Raw genomic sequence first — 17209 nt, forward strand, 5'->3', positions numbered from 1 at the left:
CCGGCGGCCCCGAACCGGGACCCAGCGGCCCGAGGCCCGGCGCCCCGGGCGGCTACCCCGGTGCCTCCCCATGTCCCCGAGCCCGCCGCGGTCTCCCCGGCGGACCGGACGGACCGAGCGGGCCGGGTGGCCCGGCCTGACCCGGCGGGCGGCCGCTGCGGCCCGCCAGATGCCGGGGCAGGTCCCGGGCCGCCGCGCCGATCGCGTCGGCGAGCCGGTCGAGGACCGCCGCCGACTGCTCATCGGTGATCGTGAGGGGCGGCAGGAGCTGGACGACACTCGTGTGCCGCCCGCCCAGTCCGACGATCAGGCCGCGCCGCAGGCACTCCCGCTGCACGGCGGCGGCGAGTTCGGGTGCGGCCGGCCGGGGATCGTGCGCCTCCGGGCGCTCCGCGGCGGCCGGGTCCGGCACGGCGTCGGGGTCCACCAGTTCCAGGCCGATCATCAGGCCCCGGCCCCGTACGTCACCGATGCAGGAGTGCTCCTCGGACAGCGCGCGGAGTCGGGCGAGCATGCGGGCGCCCAGGACCCCGGCGCGTGCGGCGAGGCGGTTCTCGCGTACGTGGGCCAGGGTGGCGGCGCCGGCCGCCATGGCGAGCTGGTTGCCGCGAAAGTCGCCGTGGAAGGCGGCCTCGCGGTCGCTCTGCTCCCGGACGTCGAGGTCGTCCCGGTGGACCACGACGGCCAGCGGCAGGCTGCCGCCGACGGCCTTGGACAGCACCATCACATCAGGGGTCACGCCGCTGTGCTCCACCACCCAGAACGCGCCCGTGCGCCCCACCCCGGTCCGGGTCTCGTCGACGATCAGCGGCACCGAGCGTGCGGCGGTGATCCGCCGCAGCCGCCGCATCCAGTCCTCCGGCGCGGGCGTCACACCGCACTCGCCCTGAACGGGTTCGAAGATCATCCCGGCGGGCAGGGGCGCCCCCGGTCCGGGAGCGTCGAGGACGGACTCGCTCCAGCGGGCGGCGAGTTCGGCCCCGTGCGAGCCGTCGACGCCGAACGGGCAGCGGAAGTCCCGCGAGGAGGGCAGCCGGGCGGGCGGCCGGGCGGCCCGGACGTCGGGTGCGTGCCCGGACGCGGCGAGCGCCCCGGCGGTCGTCCCGCGGTGGGCGCCGGTGAACGTCATGATCCCGGTTCGGCCGGTGGCCGCCTCGACGAGCGTGCGGGCGGCCTCCGCCGCGTCCGTCCCCGCCGGACCGCAGAACCGTACGCGGGCGCGGTCCGCGAGCCCGGCGGGCAGCGTGCCGAACAGCTCGGCGACTAAGGCGTCCTCGACGGGGGTGGCCAGGCCGGGGGCGTGCAGGGGCGCGCCCGAGTCGAGGGCCTTGCGCAGGGCGTGCAGGACGACGGGGTGGTTGTGCCCGAGGGCGAGGGCGCCCGCGCCCGAGAGGCAGTCGAGGTAGCGGCGGCCGTCCGCGCCCTCGATGGTGAGGCCGCGGGCCCGGACCGGGACGATCGGCAGCGACCGCGCGATGGTGCGCGCCGCCGACTCGCGCGCCGCCTGGCGCCGCGGGATCGCCTCCTGCGCGGCGCGCGCCGGAGCGGCCGCGCGCCCTCCGGGTGAAGACTCCGTCACGTGCACGGTCCCCTGTCCTCCCGCCGTCCCCAGGCGCCAGGCCGCCGCCCGGCCCCCCTGCCGCCGTCGGGGGCCCGGACGCGGACAGCAGGACCCCCACCGCTACAACCGTGTCCCGCCCGCGCGGTTACGGGCTGCCGGGCAGCAGGTGACGACGCTCCCTGAAACAGGTGCCGGTGGGGCGGATGGGGCTGGTGAGGCGTGCGGCCGGGTCAGGCGGAGGCCCTGTGGGGCCCTGCGGGCGGTCGGGCCGCTCCCCCGGCGGCCCGTCAGCTCCACGCGGCCGCGGTGTAACCGCCGTCCACGCGGATCGCGTCGATGCCGCTGATGTAGCGAGCCCCGCAGCGATCCTGGGGCAGGACGAGCTGGGCGCCCGCGCGGTCGAGCGGGACGCCGTCCAGGGTGGCCGCGAGCAGGACGGGAGCGCCGCCGAAGTCCGGATCGATCTCCGCCCAGGACAGCAGTGCGCGGTGGCCGTCGGCGCCGCGCACGGCGATCAGGAAGCGCAGGCGGTCCTTGCGCCGGGCGGGGTCGAAGACGGGTCCGGCGGAGGAGAGCACGTCGTGCAGGAGCGGTCCGGTGAAGAGGTGGCGCCGGTCGCCGCTGGCGGCGCACGCGAAGGCGACCCGGGCCCGGTGCTGGGGCCAGGCGAGCAGTCCGGCCACGGTGAGGCGCGCCGGGCGGCTCAGGTCGCCGGTGAGGGCGAGTTCCGCCGCCGGTCCGGCGGCCGGACCGGCGGCTGCGAGGGACTGGCTCACGGCTACCACCTCCTGGGTGACGGTACCCGGACACCACCCCCGCACAAACGCGTATACGCGGCACAGAGGCCGAAGATCCTCGCTTCTGCCGGTAGCTCACCGCATCTTGCCTCGCATGTGCGGTACGGCGACCAGTCACGGCGGGAGCGCCGCGCCGCCGACGCACCACTCCTCACCGCCGCGCCGCCCACACACCGCCCCCCAACGCCGCATCGCCCACGCCCCCCCACCGCCGCGCCGTCGCCGCACCCTCCCCCACCGGCACGCCACCGGAGCCGAGACGCTCGCGGCCCCGGACCGAGCTGAAACACCCACGGCCCCGGACTGAGCCGAGGCGCCGCGACCCTCGCCTGAGCCGATGCGCCCGCCATTCCCGTCCGATCCAAGGCACCCGCCACCCCGCCCGATTCGAGACACCGGCCACCCCGCCCGATCCCCGGCGACGCCTCAGCGGGGCGCCGGGCCGGCGCGTGACCCCCGCACTCCCCACAGACCTCCCTTTGACGCTCCGTCAGGCACGTCACCCCGTAGCGAAACCGTTGCCGTCCCGTCGGCGGGCTCCCATGACGAACGCCTAGCGTCTGGTGCCGTTCCGCCCGCCGCGGCAGCCGTGCGGGCCCGGCCAGAACCCGGCTCGGGACCGCGCGGACGACACCGCGGCACCGGCACGACCGTTCATCCGTTCGTTCACAGCAGGGGAGTCGACGCATGCGCCCCATACGGCCGTCCGCCCTCGCACGCCGAGGAGGCACGGCACGGCGCGGGACGTCCGCCGTGCAGGCGGCCACCGACCCGGCGAGCGCGGGCGCGGGCGCAGGCCGGATACGACTCGGTCAGCAAGAGGTTCGCCGACAGGTGAACGGGGCAGCGGGACGCTGAGCGCGGACCTTCACCGTCCCACCGCCGCCCGCGCTCAACTGCTGGTGCACAGTGGGGTGTCGCTTCCCGTCCGGTGAAGCGCACGACAGAGAAGCGACCCAACGGGGGTGCAGCGCAACATGCGTTCCATACATCCGTCCCGCGCGCTGAGGCGCGCGTCCCGGCGCCCGGCCGTGGCCGCCGCCTCGCTCGCCGCGGCCCTGGCGCTCACGGCGACCGCCTGCGGCGGCTCCGGCGGGGACGACGGCGCCGACCGGCCGCCCGCCAGCGGCGCCGCCTCCAGCACCGCGACCGGCGGCGGGGTCCACATCCCGGCCGACCTCGCGGAGCGGCTCAAGAAGCACGGCATCGACGTCGGCAGGTGGCGCGACGGCGGCTGGAAGAACTGGGACAGGCACAAGTGGCTCAGTTCCGCGAAGGACTTCGTCAACCCGGTCATCGAGGGCCTGTGGAAGCCGGAGCGGATGAAGTCCGCCGAGGAGGCCGACAAGACGGTCACCGAGGCCGCCGCCGCCGGACAGGGCGTCAGCGACCCGGCGCCGCGCCCGGTGCGGGCGCAGGCCGAGAAGACCCCGTACCACGAGCACGCCGCACCGGTCGGCAAGGTCTTCTTCGACTCGCCCCAGGGCCCGATGGTCTGCTCCGGGACGGTCGTCAAGGACGTCAACCACCCGGGGAAGTCCAACCTGGTGTGGACGGCGGGCCACTGCGTGCACGCGGGCGGCGACGGCGGCTGGTACCGCAACATCGCGTTCGTGCCCGACTACAACGACCTCGGCAAGTCCTCGTCCGAGCTGAGCGACGCCGACCGGACCGAGGTCGCGCCGTACGGCGCGTGGTGGGCGGACTGGGCGTCGACCTCCGACCAGTGGATCCGGGGCGGCTCGGAGTCGGGCGGCGCGGGCGCGCCCTACGACTACGCGGTGCTGCACGTGAAGCCCGAGTCCGGCGCGAAGTCGCTGGAGGAGACCGTCGGCGCCGCGCTGGACGTGGACTTCTCCGCTCCCTCCGCGACCGGGATCTCCGCGATGGGCGCCTGGGGCTACCCGGCCGCGCCTCCCTACGACGGCGCGGACATGTTCCACTGCCTGGACCGGCCGGGCCGGCTGTCGCTGAGCCCGTCCCTGCCGACGATGTACCGGATCGGCTGCACCATGACGGGCGGCGCCTCCGGCGGCGGCTGGTTCCGCGAGGTGCACGGCAAGACCGTGCTGGTCTCCAACACCTCCATAGGCCCCACCGACAACACCTGGCTCGCCGGACCGCAACTCGGCAAGACCGCCCAGACGCTCTACCAGAACATGAGCCGGACCTACGGCGGCCGGTGACAGCGGACGACACGACGCGCGGCGGCCGGTGACAGCGACTGCATGACGTACGGCACGGGGCACGGCGACCGGTGACAGCGACAGCGACAGCGACAGCGACAGCGACAGCGACAGCGACAGCCCGGCGTACGCGGAGGGCCCGGCCCCCGGCGCACCGTTCGGTGCGCGGGGGGCCGGGCCCTCGGGCCGTGCTCTAAGCGGCGGCGCGGTCAGCTCAGCGCGCGGCGGCCGGGACGTACGGCGCCAGATCGGCCGCCAGTTCCTCGTGCACCCGGGCCTTGAGCAGGGTGCCCTCCGCGGTGTGCTCCTCGGAGATCACCTCGCCGTCGGTGTGGGCGCGCGCCACCAGGTTGCCGTGGGTGTACGGCACGAGCGCCTCGATCTCGACCGCCGGGCGGGGCAGCTCGTCGTCGATCAGGGCGAGCAGCTCGGCGATGCCCCGGCCGGTGCGGGCCGACACGGCGATGGCGTGCTTCTCGACCCGCAGCAGCCGCTGGAGGACCAGCGGGTCCGCCGCGTCCGCCTTGTTGACCACGACGATCTCGGGCACGTCGGTGGCGCCGACGTCCCGGATCACCTCGCGCACGGCCGCGAGCTGCTCTTCCGGGACCGGGTGCGAGCCGTCCACCACGTGCAGGATCAGGTCGGAGTCGCCTACCTCCTCCATGGTGGAGCGGAACGCCTCGACCAGGTGGTGCGGCAGGTGCCGGACGAAGCCGACGGTGTCCGCGAGGGTGTAGAGCCGCCCGCCGGGCGTCTCGGCCCGGCGCACGGTCGGGTCCAGGGTCGCGAACAGCGCGTTCTCGACCAGGACGCCCGCGCCGGTGAGGCGGTTGAGCAGGGAGGATTTTCCGGCGTTGGTGTAGCCCGCGATGGCGACGGAGGGCACCTTGTTGCGGCGGCGCTCCCGGCGCTTGATCTCGCGGCCGGTCTTCATGTCCGCGATCTCCCGGCGCATCTTCGCCATCTTCTCGCGGATCCGCCGCCGGTCCGTCTCGATCTTGGTCTCACCGGGACCGCGCGTGGCCAGGCCGCCGCTGCCGCCGCCCATCTGGCGGGACATCGACTGACCCCAGCCGCGCAGCCTCGGCAGCATGTACTGCATCTGAGCGAGCGCGACCTGCGCCTTGCCCTCGCGGGACTTGGCGTGCTGGGCGAAGATGTCCAGGATCAGGGCCGTGCGGTCGATGACCTTGACCTTGACGATGTCCTCGAGGTGGATGAGCTGCCCCGGGCTGAGTTCGCCGTCGCAGACGACGGTGTCCGCGCCCGTCTCCAGGACGACGTCGCGCAGTTCGCCGGCCTTGCCGGAGCCGATGTAGGTGGCCGCGTCGGGCTTGTCGCGGCGCTGCACCACGCCGTCGAGCACGACCGCGCCCGCGGTCTCCGCGAGGGCGGCCAGCTCCGCGAGGGAGTTGTCCGCGTCCTGCGCGGTGCCGGTGGTCCACACGCCGACGAGCACCACGCGCTCCAGGCGGAGCTGCCGGTACTCGACCTCGGTGACGTCCTCCAGCTCGGTGGACAGTCCGGCGACGCGGCGCAGGGCCGCGCGGTCGGAGCGGTCGAACTGGTCGCCGTCGCGCTCGGTGTCGATCCCCTGGCCCCAGACGACGTCCTCTTCCATCAGGGCATCGGCCCGAAGACCGTCGGGGTAGGTGTGCGCGAGGCGCTTGCCGTCCTGGGACGCCTGGGAAGGGGAAGAAGAGGAGGTCATTGGATCCTTACGTCGTCGGAGACCCTACGTGCGGCGGCGGGCCGTGACCGGTCCGGCGGGCGCTCGGGGCCCACTTCGCCGTTTGGTGCAACGTGCGGGCGGACCGGAGAATTCCCGTCGCGCCGAGCCGCGCCTGCCCGACGATGGTCCCACGGCGCGGCTCACGGCGTCACCGCGTTATTCCGCTTGCCACCGCGCGGCCCGCCCCGTCGCCGCCCCTCACACCGCTTCACATCGGCGTCTCGTGCGACCGCTGGGCGGTCTTCTTCGGCGGCACGGACTTCCAGTCCGGGTGGCCCGGCATCGGCGGGGTCTTCGCGCCGTAGAGCCAGCCCTTGAAGAAGCCGCCCAGGTCGCGTCCGGCGACGGTCGAGGCCAGCGTCTCGAAGTCGGCCGTGGTCGCGGTGGAGTCCCGGTGGTCCCGTACCCAGGCGCGCTCCAGGCGCTCGAACGCGGCCTTGCCGATCTTCTGGCGCAGCGCGTACAGGACGAGGGCGGCGCCGTCGTAGACGTTGGGGCGGAAGATGCCGATCTTCTGGCCGGCCACGGGCGGCTTGGGCAGCGCCGGCGGGCCGCCGACCGCGCGCCAGCGGTCGGAGTCGACGTAGGCGGCCCTCATCCGGGTCTCCAGGGGCTGGTGCTCCTTCTCGTCGGCGTACAGCGCCTCGTACCAGGTGGCGTGTCCCTCGTTGAGCCACACGTCGGACCAGGTGCGCGGGCTGACGCTGTCGCCGAACCACTGGTGGGACAGCTCGTGCACCATGACCGACTCCACGTACCACCGGGGCCACTCCGGGTCGGTGAACAGGTCCTTCTCGAACAGGGAGAGGGTCTGCGTCTCCAGTTCGAACCCCGTGGCGGCGGAGGCCATGAGGACGCCGTACGTCTCGAAGGGGTACGGCCCGACCTTGCTCTCCATCCAGGCGATCTGGCCCGGGGTCTTGGCGAGCCACGGGGCGAGCGCCGCGCGGTCGCCGGCGGGGACGACGTCGCGGACGGGCAGGCCGTGCGGGCCGGTGCGGTGCAGCACGGCGGAGCGGCCGATGGAGACCTGGGCCAGCTCGGTGGCCATCGGGTGCCGGGTGCGGTACGTCCAGGTGACCGACCCGCCGGAGCGCACGGGCGCGGCGGGCAGGCCGTTGGCGACGGCCGTGTAGCCCTTGGGGGCGTTGATCCGGAAGGTGAACATCGCCTTGTCGGAGGGGTGGTCGTTGCACGGGAACACCAGGTGGGCGGCGTCGGCCTGGTTGGCCAGGGCGAGGCCGTCGGCGGTGCGCACCCAGCCGCCGTCGCGGCCCGGCGCGGGCGCCGGGTCGCTGGTGTGGCGCACCGTGATCCGCATCCGGCTCCCCGCGGGCAGCGGGACCGACGGCGTGACCACCAGGTCCTCCCCCGCGGCGGTGAACGCGGCGGGCAGGCCGTCGACCTGCACGGAGCCGACCGTGCCGTGCGCGAAGTCGAGGTTCACCCGGTCCAGCGTCTTGGTCACCCGGGCGTCGATCACGGTGACGGCCTGGAGCGGCTTGCTGTTGTCCCCGGGGTAGGCGAAGGACAGGTCGTACGACGAGACGTCGTATCCCGGGTTGCCCAGGTACGGGTAGAGCCGGTCGCCGAGGCCGAGCGGGGCGGGCGGGGCGCTCGCGGCGATCAGGCAGCCGGTGACGGCGGACGCGACGGCGGTCGCGCGCAGACGGCGGGCGAGGCGGTGACGGGGGGTGCGCGGCATGCGTCCACGGCTATCAGCGCACGGCGGCGCCCTGGCGGCGACGCGCGCCGGTCCCACCCGAACGGCGGCCTCGCGGGGCGTGCATCCGGTCGCCCGGCAGCCGGACGCCTGGACGCCCGGTCGCCTTCGGGTGCTCGCCGCGCCCGGTGGTCCGCGGACGCTCAGACGTCGGGCTGCTGGGGAGGCGGCTGGGTGCGGCTCACGTCGTAGACCCCGGGGACGTCGCGCATCGCCCGCATCAGGGCGGGCAGCCGGGCGGCGTCGGGCAGGTGCAGGGTGTAGGTGTGGTGGACGCGCTGCTGGGCGGGCGGGGCGATGGTCGCCGAGACGATCTGGACGCCCTCCTGGGCGATGGCCTCGGTCAGGTCTGCCAGCAGATGGGGCCGGCCGAACGATTCGGCGAGCAGCGTGACACGGCACGCGCTGGCCCCGCCCCAGCGCACGGCGACCTCCGCGCGTCCCGCCTCCTTCATCCGGTCGACCGCGGGGCACTCGAGGCGGTGCACGGTCACCACGCCCCCGCGCACGTCGAACGCGGTCATCGGGTCCGGCGGCACGGGCGTGCAGCAGCCCGCCAGCCGCACGAGCGCGTGCGGGCGGTCGACGACGACGGCGCTCGCGGGACCGGCCTGGTCGGGGGCCGCCGCGGCGGTCCGGTCGGCGCCCGCCGTGCCGGTCCGGTCGGCGCCCGCCGCGGCGCTGTCGTCGCTCCGGGCGGCCGTGACCGGCTCGGCGGCGCCCTGCGTCGCCGTGCCGTCCTCCGCCGCCGGGCCCGGGGCGCCGGGGGCGAGGACGGGGGCGGGCGTGGCGTCCGCGCCGGAGGCGGGAAGGTCCTGCGGGGCCGCGCGCTCGGCGTCCGTCGCCGTGTCCGGGGGGGGCGCCGGGTGCGCCGCCAGCCACCGCTGGATGGCGATGCGGGCGGCCGGGGTGTGGGCGTGGTCGAGCCATTCCCGGGACGGCTCGGAGGCGGGGTCCTGGCCCATGAGCAACTGGACGGCGTCGCCGTCGCGCAGCACGGTGCTGAGCGTGGCCAGCCGGCCGTTGACGCGGGCGCCGATGCACGCGTGCGCGTCCTCGCCGTACTGGGCGTAGGCCGCGTCCACGCAGGTCGCGCCCTCGGGCAGGCCCAGGGTGGCGCCGTCGGGGCGGACGACGGTGATCTCCCGGTCCTGGGCGAGGTCTTCGCGCAGGGTGGACCAGAAGGTGTCGGGGTCGGGCGCCGCTCGCTGCCAGTCGAGGAGGCGGGAGAGCCAGCCGGGGCGGGTGGGGTCGACGCGCTCGCCGTCGCCCGCGGACTGATCGTCGAACTGGGCGGGCGGCGCGTAGGGGTTGCCGAGCGCGACGACGCCCGCTTCGGCGGCCTGGTGCATCTGGTGGGTGCGGATGAGGACTTCCGCGACCTGTCCGTCGGCACGGGCGACGGCCGTGTGCAGCGACTGGTAGAGGTTGAACTTGGGGACGGCGATGAAGTCCTTGAACTCCGAGACGACCGGGGTCATGCAGGTGTGCAGTTCGCCCAGCACCCCGTAGCAGTCGGCGTCCTCGTTCACCAGGACCAGCAGCCGCCCGAAGTCGCAGCCGCGCAGCCGTCCGCGCTTGCGGGCGACGCGGTGCACGGAGACGAAGTGCCGTGGTCTGACCAGTACTTCGGCGGCGATGTCCGCCTCGCGCAGCACCCCGCGCACCTGTTCGGCCACCTCCGCGAGCGGGTCGCCGGGCCGGGCGGCGTTCTCAGCGATCAGCCGGCGCGTGTGCGCGTACTCCTCGGGGTGCAGGATCTGGAAGACCAGGTCCTCCAGTTCGGTCTTGAGGGCCTGCACGCCCAGGCGTTCGGCGAGCGGGATGAGCACGTCCCGGGTCACCTTGGCGATGCGCGCCTGCTTCTCCGGGCGCATGACGCCGAGGGTGCGCATGTTGTGCAGCCGGTCCGCGAGTTTGATCGACATCACGCGGACGTCGCTGCCGGTGGCGACGAGCATCTTGCGAAACGTCTCGGGCTCGGCCGCGGCGCCGTAGTCGACCTTCTCCAGCTTGGTGACGCCGTCGACCAGGTAGCGGACCTCCGCGCCGAACTGGTCTCCGACCAGGTCCAGCGTCACCTCGGTGTCCTCGACGGTGTCGTGCAGCAAAGACGCCGTCAGCGTCGTGGTCTCCGCGCCGAGTTCGGCGAGGATCAGGGTCACCGCGAGCGGGTGCGTGATGTAGGGCTCGCCGCTCTTGCGCATCTGGCCGCGGTGGGAGGACTCGGCCAGGACGTAGGCGCGGCGCAGGGGTTCGAGGTCGGCGTCGGGGAAGTGGGCGCGGTGCGCCTCGGCGACGTGGCCGATGGCGTCCGGCAGGCGGTCCCGGGCGGCCGGGCCGAGCAGCGCGGCCCGGCCCAGGCGTCGCAGGTCGATCCGCGGGCGGGCCCTTCTGCGGGGCGCCTCCGGCGCCACCGGTCCCGGGGCCGCGGGATTCGTGGCATCCGCACTCATGTGCACCTCCGGCCGCGTCGACCGGCGGACGGGGCGCCCCAGGGCCTACACGGCTCAGGGGTCGGCTGCGGATCCCCCGTCCAGGCCGGTGCTTGATGCTACCGACCCCAGCACACTCGACCGCCCCTCTCTCGGAGAGCGTGAAACGGATCACCCATTCGAGCGACGAGAAAGAGGTTTACATCTTTCGGCCACCTGTCGGAGCATCCGCCTTCGCTTCGTTGCCGCATCCGGCGCGGGGCCGTGGAAACGGTCGTCCCACCCCGGTCGCCGCCCGGCGGCGTCCGTCCGGCGGGCGGTCAGCCGACGGCGTTCTCCAGCCACTGGGCGTCGAGGACGCCCTCGGCGACGATCACCGCGGGGCCGGTCATCTCGATCTCCCCGTCCGGCTTCTCGGTGATCACGAGGGCGCCGCCCGGCAGGTCCACGGTGTAGGTCGCCGGGAGGCCGGTGACGGCCGGGTCGGCCCCGTCCCGGCGGGCCGCCGCCACCGCGACGGCGCAGGCGCCCGTGCCGCACGAGCGGGTCTCGCCGGAGCCGCGCTCGTGCACGCGCATCGCCACGTGGCGCGGTCCGCGGTCGACGACGAACTCGACGTTCACGCCGTCCGGGTACGCGGCGGCCGGGCTGACCGGCGGCGCGCAGGACAGGGCGCCGGCCTCGGCGAGATCGCCGACGAAGGCGACCGCGTGAGGATTGCCCATGTTCACGTGGCGCGCGGGCCAGCTCCGCTCGCCGACGCTCACCGTGACGTCCCCCTCGGGCAGCCGCGCCGCGCCCATGCCGACGGTGACGTCGCCGTCCTTGGCGAGGTGCACGGCTTTCAGGCCCGCGCGGGTGGCGATCACCAGGTCGCCTTCCGTCACGTGCCCGGCGTGCTGGAGGTAGCGCGCGAAGACCCGTACGCCGTTGCCGCACATCTCGGCGACCGAGCCGTCGCCGTTGCGGTAGTCCATGAACCACTCGGCCTCGGCCGCCATCGGCCGGGCCTCCGGGTGCGCGGCCGACCGCACCACGTGCAGCACGCCGTCGCCGCCGACGCCCGCACGGCGGTCGCACAGGGCGGCGACGGCGGCCGGGGACAGCTCGACGGCGTTCTCCGGGTCGGGGACGATCACGAAGTCGTTCTCCGTGCCGTGACCCTTGAGGAAGGCGATACGGGTGCTCATGCCCTGATCGTACGGGCTGGGAACGGGCGCCGGACGGCCGCGCTCACCGGGCGGACGGCGACCCCGGCGGGACCGGACGGCGACCCCGGCGGAAGCGAGGGAGGCACGGGCCCGGCACGATCCGAGGGAGGCGCCGCTCAGCGCAGCCGGGCGACCCGCCAGACCGCGAGGACCACGACCACCGCGACGAGCAGCGCGTACGCGCCGGCCACCCGCCAGTCGGGGCGGCGGCCGCCGTCGAGCGGGGGCAGTCCGGGCCAGGCGTAGCCCACCCGGCGCGCGGCCATCATGCCCCAGCCGGCCGCGCAGGAGCAGATCAGCAGCCCCAGCATGGCGATCATCGCCCCGCTGTCGCCGTCGAAGGCCAGCGGGAAGGCGAACATCAGCGAGCCGACGACGGCCAGCCCCACGATGGGGGCGAGCTGCCAGACGCGCAGCCGCCACTGCGGGCGCAGCTCGACCTCGACCGCGGGCCCGGCGAACATGTCCTCGGGGCCGGGACCGTCCTCGGTCACGCCGGCCGCGAGGTCGTCGGGACCGTCGGGGCTCAACGAGCCCTCGTCCGGCTCCGGGTCGGAGTGCCGCAAGGCGACGCGCTCGGCGTCGTGCGTGCCGTGCGCGGTGTCGCGAGGGCCGGCCTCCATCGCCACGCGCCCTCCCAACTAGGACTGCTCGGTCGATCGAAGCTCGATGATGGCACGGTCCCGCGGGCGCGGATGACGGGCTGGGCGTCCCGATGCCATCACGTGATCAGGCTGTAACCGGTCGTTCGACCAACGCGAGCGCGAGACCCGGAAGTTCCCCGACGTCCGCCGCGGCCCCGCTCAGCCAGTGCACGCGCGGATCGCGCCGGAACCAGGAGTCCTGGCGGCGCGCGAAGCGTTTGGTGGCGCGCACCGTCTCCGCGCGCGCCTCCTGGAGCGTGCACTCCCCGGCGAGCGCCGAGAGCACCTGCTGGTAGCCGAGCGCCCGGGAGGCCGTACGCCCCTCGCGCAGCCCCCGCGCCTCCAGCGCGTGCACCTCCTCCACCAGCCCCGCCTCCCACATCCGGTCGACCCGGCGGGCGATGCGCTCGTCCAGCTCGGGCCGCGCCACGTCGACGCCGATCTGCACGGTGTCGTAGACGGAGTCGTGTCCGGGGAGGTTGGCCGTGAAGGGGCGGCCGGTGATCTCGATCACTTCCAGCGCCCGGACGATGCGGCGCCCGTTGCCCGGCAGGATCGCCCGCGCGGCCTGGGGATCGGCGGCGGCCAGCCGGGCGTGCAGCGCCCCGGCGCCGCGCAGGGTCAGCTCCTCCTCCAGCCGGGCCCGCACGTCGGGATCGGTGCCGGGGAACTCCAGGTTGTCCACGGCCCCGCGGACGTAGAGGCCGGAGCCGCCGACCAGGACCGGCCAGCGGCCCGCGGCGAGCAGGGCGTCGATCCGCTCCCGCGCGAGCCGTTGGTACTCGGCGACGGACGCCGTGACCGTCACCTCCCACACGTCCAGAAGATGGTGGGGCACGCCCCCTCGCTCCTCGGGCGTCAACTTGGCGGTGCCGATGTCCATCCCCTGGTAGAGCTGCATGGAGTCGGCGTTGACGACCTCGCCGCCGAGGCGCTGGGCCAGGAAGACGCCGAGATCGGACTTTCCGGCCGCGGTGGGACCGACGACGGCGATGACACGGGGTGCGGGGGCTGCGCTGCTCACCGCCCCAGTTTCGCAAACCTTCCGCGGGTGACTCGAACGAGTTACGTGACAGCGCGCGGCCGGGGTCGTTGCCCGTTGCGAGGTTCCCGTAGGCGGATTCCGGCAGGCGGCAGCCGACACACGGCGCACGCGCGGGCCGGGTCACGCGGGGTCTCGCCCGCACGAGTAACGTATGGAGTGGATATGGGCGTATTTGCACGACTTTTCCGGAGGTCGAAGGCGTCGGAGACGGCGGAACAGGCGACGGCCGCCGAGCAGCGGGGCGGCGCGACGGAGGCCGCGTCCGGGACGGCCGCCCTGGACGCGGAGCATGCGGCGGCCGTCCCGGGGGCAACCGAGGGCGGCGCCGGAGGCGTGAGCGAGGAGGGGTCCTCGGACCCGGATGCTGCCGGAAGCTCCGCTTCCGCCGAGGGCGCAGTGGAGATCCCCCGTCAGCAGTCCGCCGAGGAGGGCGCCGGGCGGGAAGCGGGCGACGGCGCGCGCACCTGACGCCCGACAGGGAAGGTGAACCATGGGTCTGCTGGACAACGCGAGGGCCAGGCTCGGACCGGCCCTGGACAAGGTGTCCGACCTCGCCCAGCGGCACGGCGACTCGGTCGGGCACGGCCTCGACAAGGCCGCGAAGATGCTCGACGAGAGGACCAAGGGCAAGTACAGCGGCACGATCCAGTCGGGCACGGGCAAGGCGAAGGAGGCGGTGGACCGTCTCGCCCACCGAGGCGACAAGGTCCCGGGGACGCCCCCGGGCGCGGAGCGGGACACCGGAAGCGGTGGCGGTACCGGCGCGGGTCAGGGCGCTGGCACGGGTCAGGGCGCTGGCACCGGTCGAGGCGCCAGCGCGGATCAAGGCGCCGGTGTCGGCCGGGACACCGGGACGAGCACCGGCAGCGACGCTGGCACGAGCGCGGAGCGGGGCGACGATCCGGGCCGTACGACCCCGCAGCCGCCCCCTCCACCTGTCTCCTGAACCGTCCGGGCGGCTCGGGCGGCCCCGCCAGCCCAAATGCCCCACCTGACCCCGCCGACCCTGACGGCCCAGGTGGGCGGCCCGCCGGTCCGGGCGCCCTGACGGCGGTGCTTCGGGCGGCCACTCAACGTCCGGCCGGGAGAATCTGACCTCCCGGCCGGGCATCCCGCTTGACGGGGCGTTCCGGGAGCGGGCGGGCGGTGCTACGAGCAGGCGGCCGTTACGACCAGGCGGCCACGAGATAGCCCACGCCGTAGGGCGCCTCGTCGTACAGCAGGGCGCCGGACAGTCCGGCGCCCTCCGCGGCGCCCGCGAGGATCTGCCAGGGGGCACGGCCGGACGCCTTCAGCTCGGTCGCCAGCTCGGCGTCCAGGGCGGCGAGCGCCCCGGCCTCCGCCGCGCCGAGGGCACGGGCGGCCTCCGCGTCGAAGGGCTCGGCCCGTTCGTCGAGGTACCCCGGCGCCTTGACGGACCGGCAGGCGCTCGCGTCGCCCATCACGAGCAGCGCCACGCGGTCGGCCTGCGCGGCGATCTCCCGTCCGGCGGCCAGGCAGCGCTCGGGCGCCAGCGACTCGGCCACGCCCAGACCCGTGACCGGGGCGCCGGACCAGCCGCAGCGCTCCAGCAGCCACGCGGCGACCGCGAGCGAGGACGGCAGCTCCCACCCGGCCGTCCCGCCCGTGTCCCGGCCGAGGCGGACCTCGACGTTCACGCCGAACCCGCGGAAGGAGCCCTGGGCGCCCTCCGGGTACGGCCGGCACCCAGACGCCCCAGCCGTACCAGCGGCCTCCGGTCCCACGACCGCCAGCCGGTCGGGCCGGGCGGCGGCGAGCACGCCCAGCGCGTCGGCGCAGGCGGCGCGCGCGGCGTCCAGCTCGGACGCGGCCCCCTCGGCGACCGCGGGCACGAGAAGGGGCGGGCAGGGGCATACGGCGGCGGCGACAAGCATGATCCGCAGCGTAGCCCCGGCCGCCGGACTCCCGCGCGGGGCGGTCGCGGCCGCCCGCCGGGAGGCGGTCAGTCGCAGCCGGTCAGGTCAGCCGCAGCCGGTCAGGCCAGGTCAGGTCAGTCACAGACGGCCAGGTCACGTCACAGGCGGCCAGGTCAGTCACCGGCGGTCGGTCGCCGGTCAGTCGCAGCCGCAGCCCGCCGCGGCCGGCAGCGGGGCCGGGACGCCGATCGCGGGCAGGCCCAGCATGACGCCCGCGGGCTTGGCCGCCTCGGCCGCGTGGCGCTTCTCCCAGGCGTCGCCCGCGCGCGTGCGGCGCACGTCGCGCACCGCGCCCTCGGCGAGCAGGTGGTGCGGTGCGGCGTAGGTGATCTCGACCGTGACGACGTCACCGGGGCGGACGTCCTGGTCGGGCTTGGTGAAGTGGACCAGGCGGTTGTCGGGGGCGCGCCCGGACAGGCGGTGGGTGGCGCCGTCCTTGCGGCCCTCGCCCTCGGCGACCATCAGCTCCAAAGTGTGGCCGACCTGCTTCTTGTTCTCCGCCCAGGAGATCTCCTCCTGGAGGGCGACCAGCCGCTCGTAGCGCGCCTGGACGACCTCCTTGGGCACCTGGCCGTCCATCTCGGCGGCCGGGGTTCCGGGGCGCTTGGAGTACTGGAAGGTGAACGCCTGGGCGAACCGGGCCTCGCGCACCACGTGCAGAGTCTGCTCGAAGTCCTCCTCGGTCTCGCCGGGGAAGCCCACGATGACGTCGGTGGTGATCGCGGCGTCCGGGATGGCGGCGCGCACCTTCTCGATGATCCCGAGGTAGCGGTCCTGGCGGTAGGAGCGGCGCATCGCCTTCAGGACCGGGTCGGAGCCGGACTGGAGCGGCATGTGGAGCTGCGGCATCACGTTCGGCGTCTCCGCCATGGCGGCGATCACGTCGTCGGTGAAGTCGCGCGGGTGCGGCGAGGTGAAGCGGACCCGCTCCAGGCCGTCGATCGCGCCGCACGCGCGCAGCAGCTTGCTGAACGCCTCGCGGTCGCCGATGTCGGAGCCGTAGGCGTTGACGTTCTGGCCGAGCAGCGTGATCTCCGAGGCGCCCTCGCCGACCAGCGCCTCGACCTCCGCGAGGATGTCGCCGGGGCGGCGGTCCTTCTCCTTGCCGCGCAGCGCCGGGACGATGCAGAAGGTGCAGGTGTTGTTGCAGCCGACGGAGATGGAGACCCAGGCGGCGTACGCGCTCTCGCGCCGGGTCGGCAGCGTCGAGGGGAACGCCTCCAGCGACTCGGCGATCTCGACCTGCGCCTCCTCCTGCACCCGGGCGCGCTCCAGCAGCACGGGCAGCTTGCCGATGTTGTGCGTGCCGAAGACGACGTCCACCCAGGGCGCCCGCTTCACGATGGTGTCGCGGTCCTTCTGCGCCAGGCAGCCGCCGACCGCGATCTGCATCCCGGGCCGGCTCGCCTTCCTCGGCGCGAGGCGGCCGAGGTTGCCGTAGAGCCGGTTGTCGGCGTTCTCCCGGACGGCGCAGGTGTTGAAGACGACGACGTCCGCGTCGCCGTCCGCTCCCTCGGGGGCCCGCACGTATCCCGCGTCCTCCAGCAGGCCGGACAGCCGCTCCGAGTCGTGGACGTTCATCTGGCACCCGTAGGTGCGCACCTCATAGGTTCGCTTGACGTCCACGGGCTGGCTCCGGTCGATGCTGCTCATGCTCTTTAGGGTAGGCGGTCCCTCGGACAGCCTCCGCCCCCGGAGGCGCACCGCGAGGTCCGCCCTCCAGCGGACGTGCGTCCCGGGCCTGGTGCTGTGATTCCCCGGAGTTCGGAGAGCGGCTGACCATCGCGCCGCCGCGCCCATTGCCTGTGTCGAACCTTCGTGCGAATGCGACACGAGGCGTCGCTCGCTCCGTCGTCCGGACCGCCGACTCACAATGAGGGCCGCGTCCCCGCAGGCGCTCCTGCCTGCGCCCATGCGGAAGTCGTGCGGCCGCGC

The 17209-nt window shown here is 74.7% G+C and carries 13 protein-coding genes; 3 read left to right on the top strand and 10 right to left on the bottom strand.

Features of this window, described 5'->3' with window-relative positions:
- Nucleotides 1-52: 52 nt before the first annotated feature.
- Together ABZ861_RS23925 and ABZ861_RS23930 are read right to left on the bottom strand one after the other, a co-directional pair.
- A complete protein-coding gene (locus tag ABZ861_RS23925) occupies nucleotides 53-1519 on the bottom strand; it encodes an aminotransferase class III-fold pyridoxal phosphate-dependent enzyme (RefSeq protein WP_361633559.1) in 1467 nt (488 codons plus the stop codon).
- Nucleotides 1520-1848: 329 nt separating this feature from the next.
- Nucleotides 1849-2337, bottom strand: coding sequence for a hypothetical protein (locus tag ABZ861_RS23930; protein WP_361633424.1), 489 nt, complete (start codon nucleotides 2335-2337; stop codon nucleotides 1849-1851).
- 998 nt (nucleotides 2338-3335) lie between these two features.
- Here ABZ861_RS23930 and ABZ861_RS23935 point away from each other — a divergent pair.
- On the top strand, nucleotides 3336-4544 hold the full coding sequence (locus tag ABZ861_RS23935; protein WP_361633427.1) for a hypothetical protein: 1209 nt from the start codon (nucleotides 3336-3338) through the stop codon (nucleotides 4542-4544).
- 214 nt (nucleotides 4545-4758) lie between these two features.
- On the opposite strand, the gene hflX is transcribed toward ABZ861_RS23935, so the two are convergent.
- The 6 genes from hflX to miaA form a co-directional block, all read right to left on the bottom strand.
- Entirely contained in the window at nucleotides 4759-6258 is a 1500-nt protein-coding gene (gene hflX, locus ABZ861_RS23940) for a GTPase HflX (protein ID WP_361633430.1), read from the bottom strand.
- A gap of 229 nt (nucleotides 6259-6487) precedes the next feature.
- On the bottom strand, nucleotides 6488-7984 hold the full coding sequence (locus tag ABZ861_RS23945) for a M1 family metallopeptidase (protein WP_361633433.1): 1497 nt from the start codon (nucleotides 7982-7984) through the stop codon (nucleotides 6488-6490).
- 161 nt (nucleotides 7985-8145) lie between these two features.
- On the bottom strand, nucleotides 8146-10458 hold the full coding sequence (locus tag ABZ861_RS23950) for an HD domain-containing protein (RefSeq protein ID WP_361633436.1): 2313 nt from the start codon (nucleotides 10456-10458) through the stop codon (nucleotides 8146-8148).
- A gap of 299 nt (nucleotides 10459-10757) precedes the next feature.
- A complete protein-coding gene (gene dapF / locus ABZ861_RS23955; RefSeq protein WP_361633438.1) occupies nucleotides 10758-11627 on the bottom strand; it encodes a diaminopimelate epimerase in 870 nt (289 codons plus the stop codon).
- A gap of 137 nt (nucleotides 11628-11764) precedes the next feature.
- On the bottom strand, nucleotides 11765-12271 hold the full coding sequence (locus ABZ861_RS23960; protein ID WP_361633562.1) for a hypothetical protein: 507 nt from the start codon (nucleotides 12269-12271) through the stop codon (nucleotides 11765-11767).
- Between the two features lie 106 nt (nucleotides 12272-12377).
- Complete coding sequence (miaA, locus tag ABZ861_RS23965; protein WP_361633441.1) at nucleotides 12378-13316, bottom strand: tRNA (adenosine(37)-N6)-dimethylallyltransferase MiaA; 939 nt, start codon at nucleotides 13314-13316, stop codon at nucleotides 12378-12380.
- Nucleotides 13317-13499: 183 nt separating this feature from the next.
- Between miaA and ABZ861_RS23970 the strand changes: the two genes are divergently transcribed.
- Together ABZ861_RS23970 and ABZ861_RS23975 are read left to right on the top strand one after the other, a co-directional pair.
- Nucleotides 13500-13805 (top strand): hypothetical protein, encoded by a 306-nt coding sequence (locus tag ABZ861_RS23970; protein WP_361633444.1) that lies wholly within the window; start codon nucleotides 13500-13502, stop codon nucleotides 13803-13805.
- A 22-nt stretch (nucleotides 13806-13827) separates the two neighbouring features.
- Nucleotides 13828-14283 carry an antitoxin gene (locus ABZ861_RS23975; protein ID WP_361633447.1) on the top strand — a complete coding sequence of 152 codons (456 nt, stop codon included), beginning with the start codon at nucleotides 13828-13830 and terminating at the stop codon, nucleotides 14281-14283.
- Nucleotides 14284-14503: 220 nt separating this feature from the next.
- On the opposite strand, the gene ABZ861_RS23980 is transcribed toward ABZ861_RS23975, so the two are convergent.
- Both ABZ861_RS23980 and miaB read right to left on the bottom strand, forming a co-directional pair.
- Nucleotides 14504-15232: a class III extradiol dioxygenase subunit B-like domain-containing protein gene (locus ABZ861_RS23980; RefSeq protein WP_361633450.1), complete on the bottom strand. Its 729-nt coding sequence runs from the start codon at nucleotides 15230-15232 to the stop codon at nucleotides 14504-14506.
- Between the two features lie 180 nt (nucleotides 15233-15412).
- A complete protein-coding gene (miaB, locus tag ABZ861_RS23985; protein ID WP_361633453.1) occupies nucleotides 15413-16927 on the bottom strand; it encodes a tRNA (N6-isopentenyl adenosine(37)-C2)-methylthiotransferase MiaB in 1515 nt (504 codons plus the stop codon).
- Between the last annotated feature and the right edge of the window lie 282 nt (nucleotides 16928-17209).

The sequence above is a fragment of the Streptomyces sp. NPDC046985 genome (genome assembly GCF_040644415.1).
In the GTDB taxonomy this organism is placed as follows: Bacteria; Actinomycetota; Actinomycetes; order Streptomycetales; family Streptomycetaceae; genus Streptomyces.

What these genes read in the sequence shown, in the direction of transcription:
- hflX (WP_361633430.1), bottom strand. Translation starts at nt 6,258, where the DNA reads ATGACCTCCTCTTCTTCCCCTTCCCAGGCGTCCCAGGACGGCAAGCGC.
- miaB (WP_361633453.1), bottom strand. Translation starts at nt 16,927, where the DNA reads ATGAGCAGCATCGACCGGAGCCAGCCCGTGGACGTCAAGCGAACCTAT.
- ABZ861_RS23960 (WP_361633562.1), bottom strand. Translation starts at nt 12,271, where the DNA reads ATGGAGGCCGGCCCTCGCGACACCGCGCACGGCACGCACGACGCCGAG.
- ABZ861_RS23950 (WP_361633436.1), bottom strand. Translation starts at nt 10,458, where the DNA reads ATGAGTGCGGATGCCACGAATCCCGCGGCCCCGGGACCGGTGGCGCCG.
- ABZ861_RS23935 (WP_361633427.1), top strand. Translation starts at nt 3,336, where the DNA reads ATGCGTTCCATACATCCGTCCCGCGCGCTGAGGCGCGCGTCCCGGCGC.
- ABZ861_RS23970 (WP_361633444.1), top strand. Translation starts at nt 13,500, where the DNA reads ATGGGCGTATTTGCACGACTTTTCCGGAGGTCGAAGGCGTCGGAGACG.
- ABZ861_RS23980 (WP_361633450.1), bottom strand. Translation starts at nt 15,232, where the DNA reads ATGCTTGTCGCCGCCGCCGTATGCCCCTGCCCGCCCCTTCTCGTGCCC.
- dapF (WP_361633438.1), bottom strand. Translation starts at nt 11,627, where the DNA reads ATGAGCACCCGTATCGCCTTCCTCAAGGGTCACGGCACGGAGAACGAC.
- ABZ861_RS23975 (WP_361633447.1), top strand. Translation starts at nt 13,828, where the DNA reads ATGGGTCTGCTGGACAACGCGAGGGCCAGGCTCGGACCGGCCCTGGAC.
- ABZ861_RS23945 (WP_361633433.1), bottom strand. Translation starts at nt 7,984, where the DNA reads ATGCCGCGCACCCCCCGTCACCGCCTCGCCCGCCGTCTGCGCGCGACC.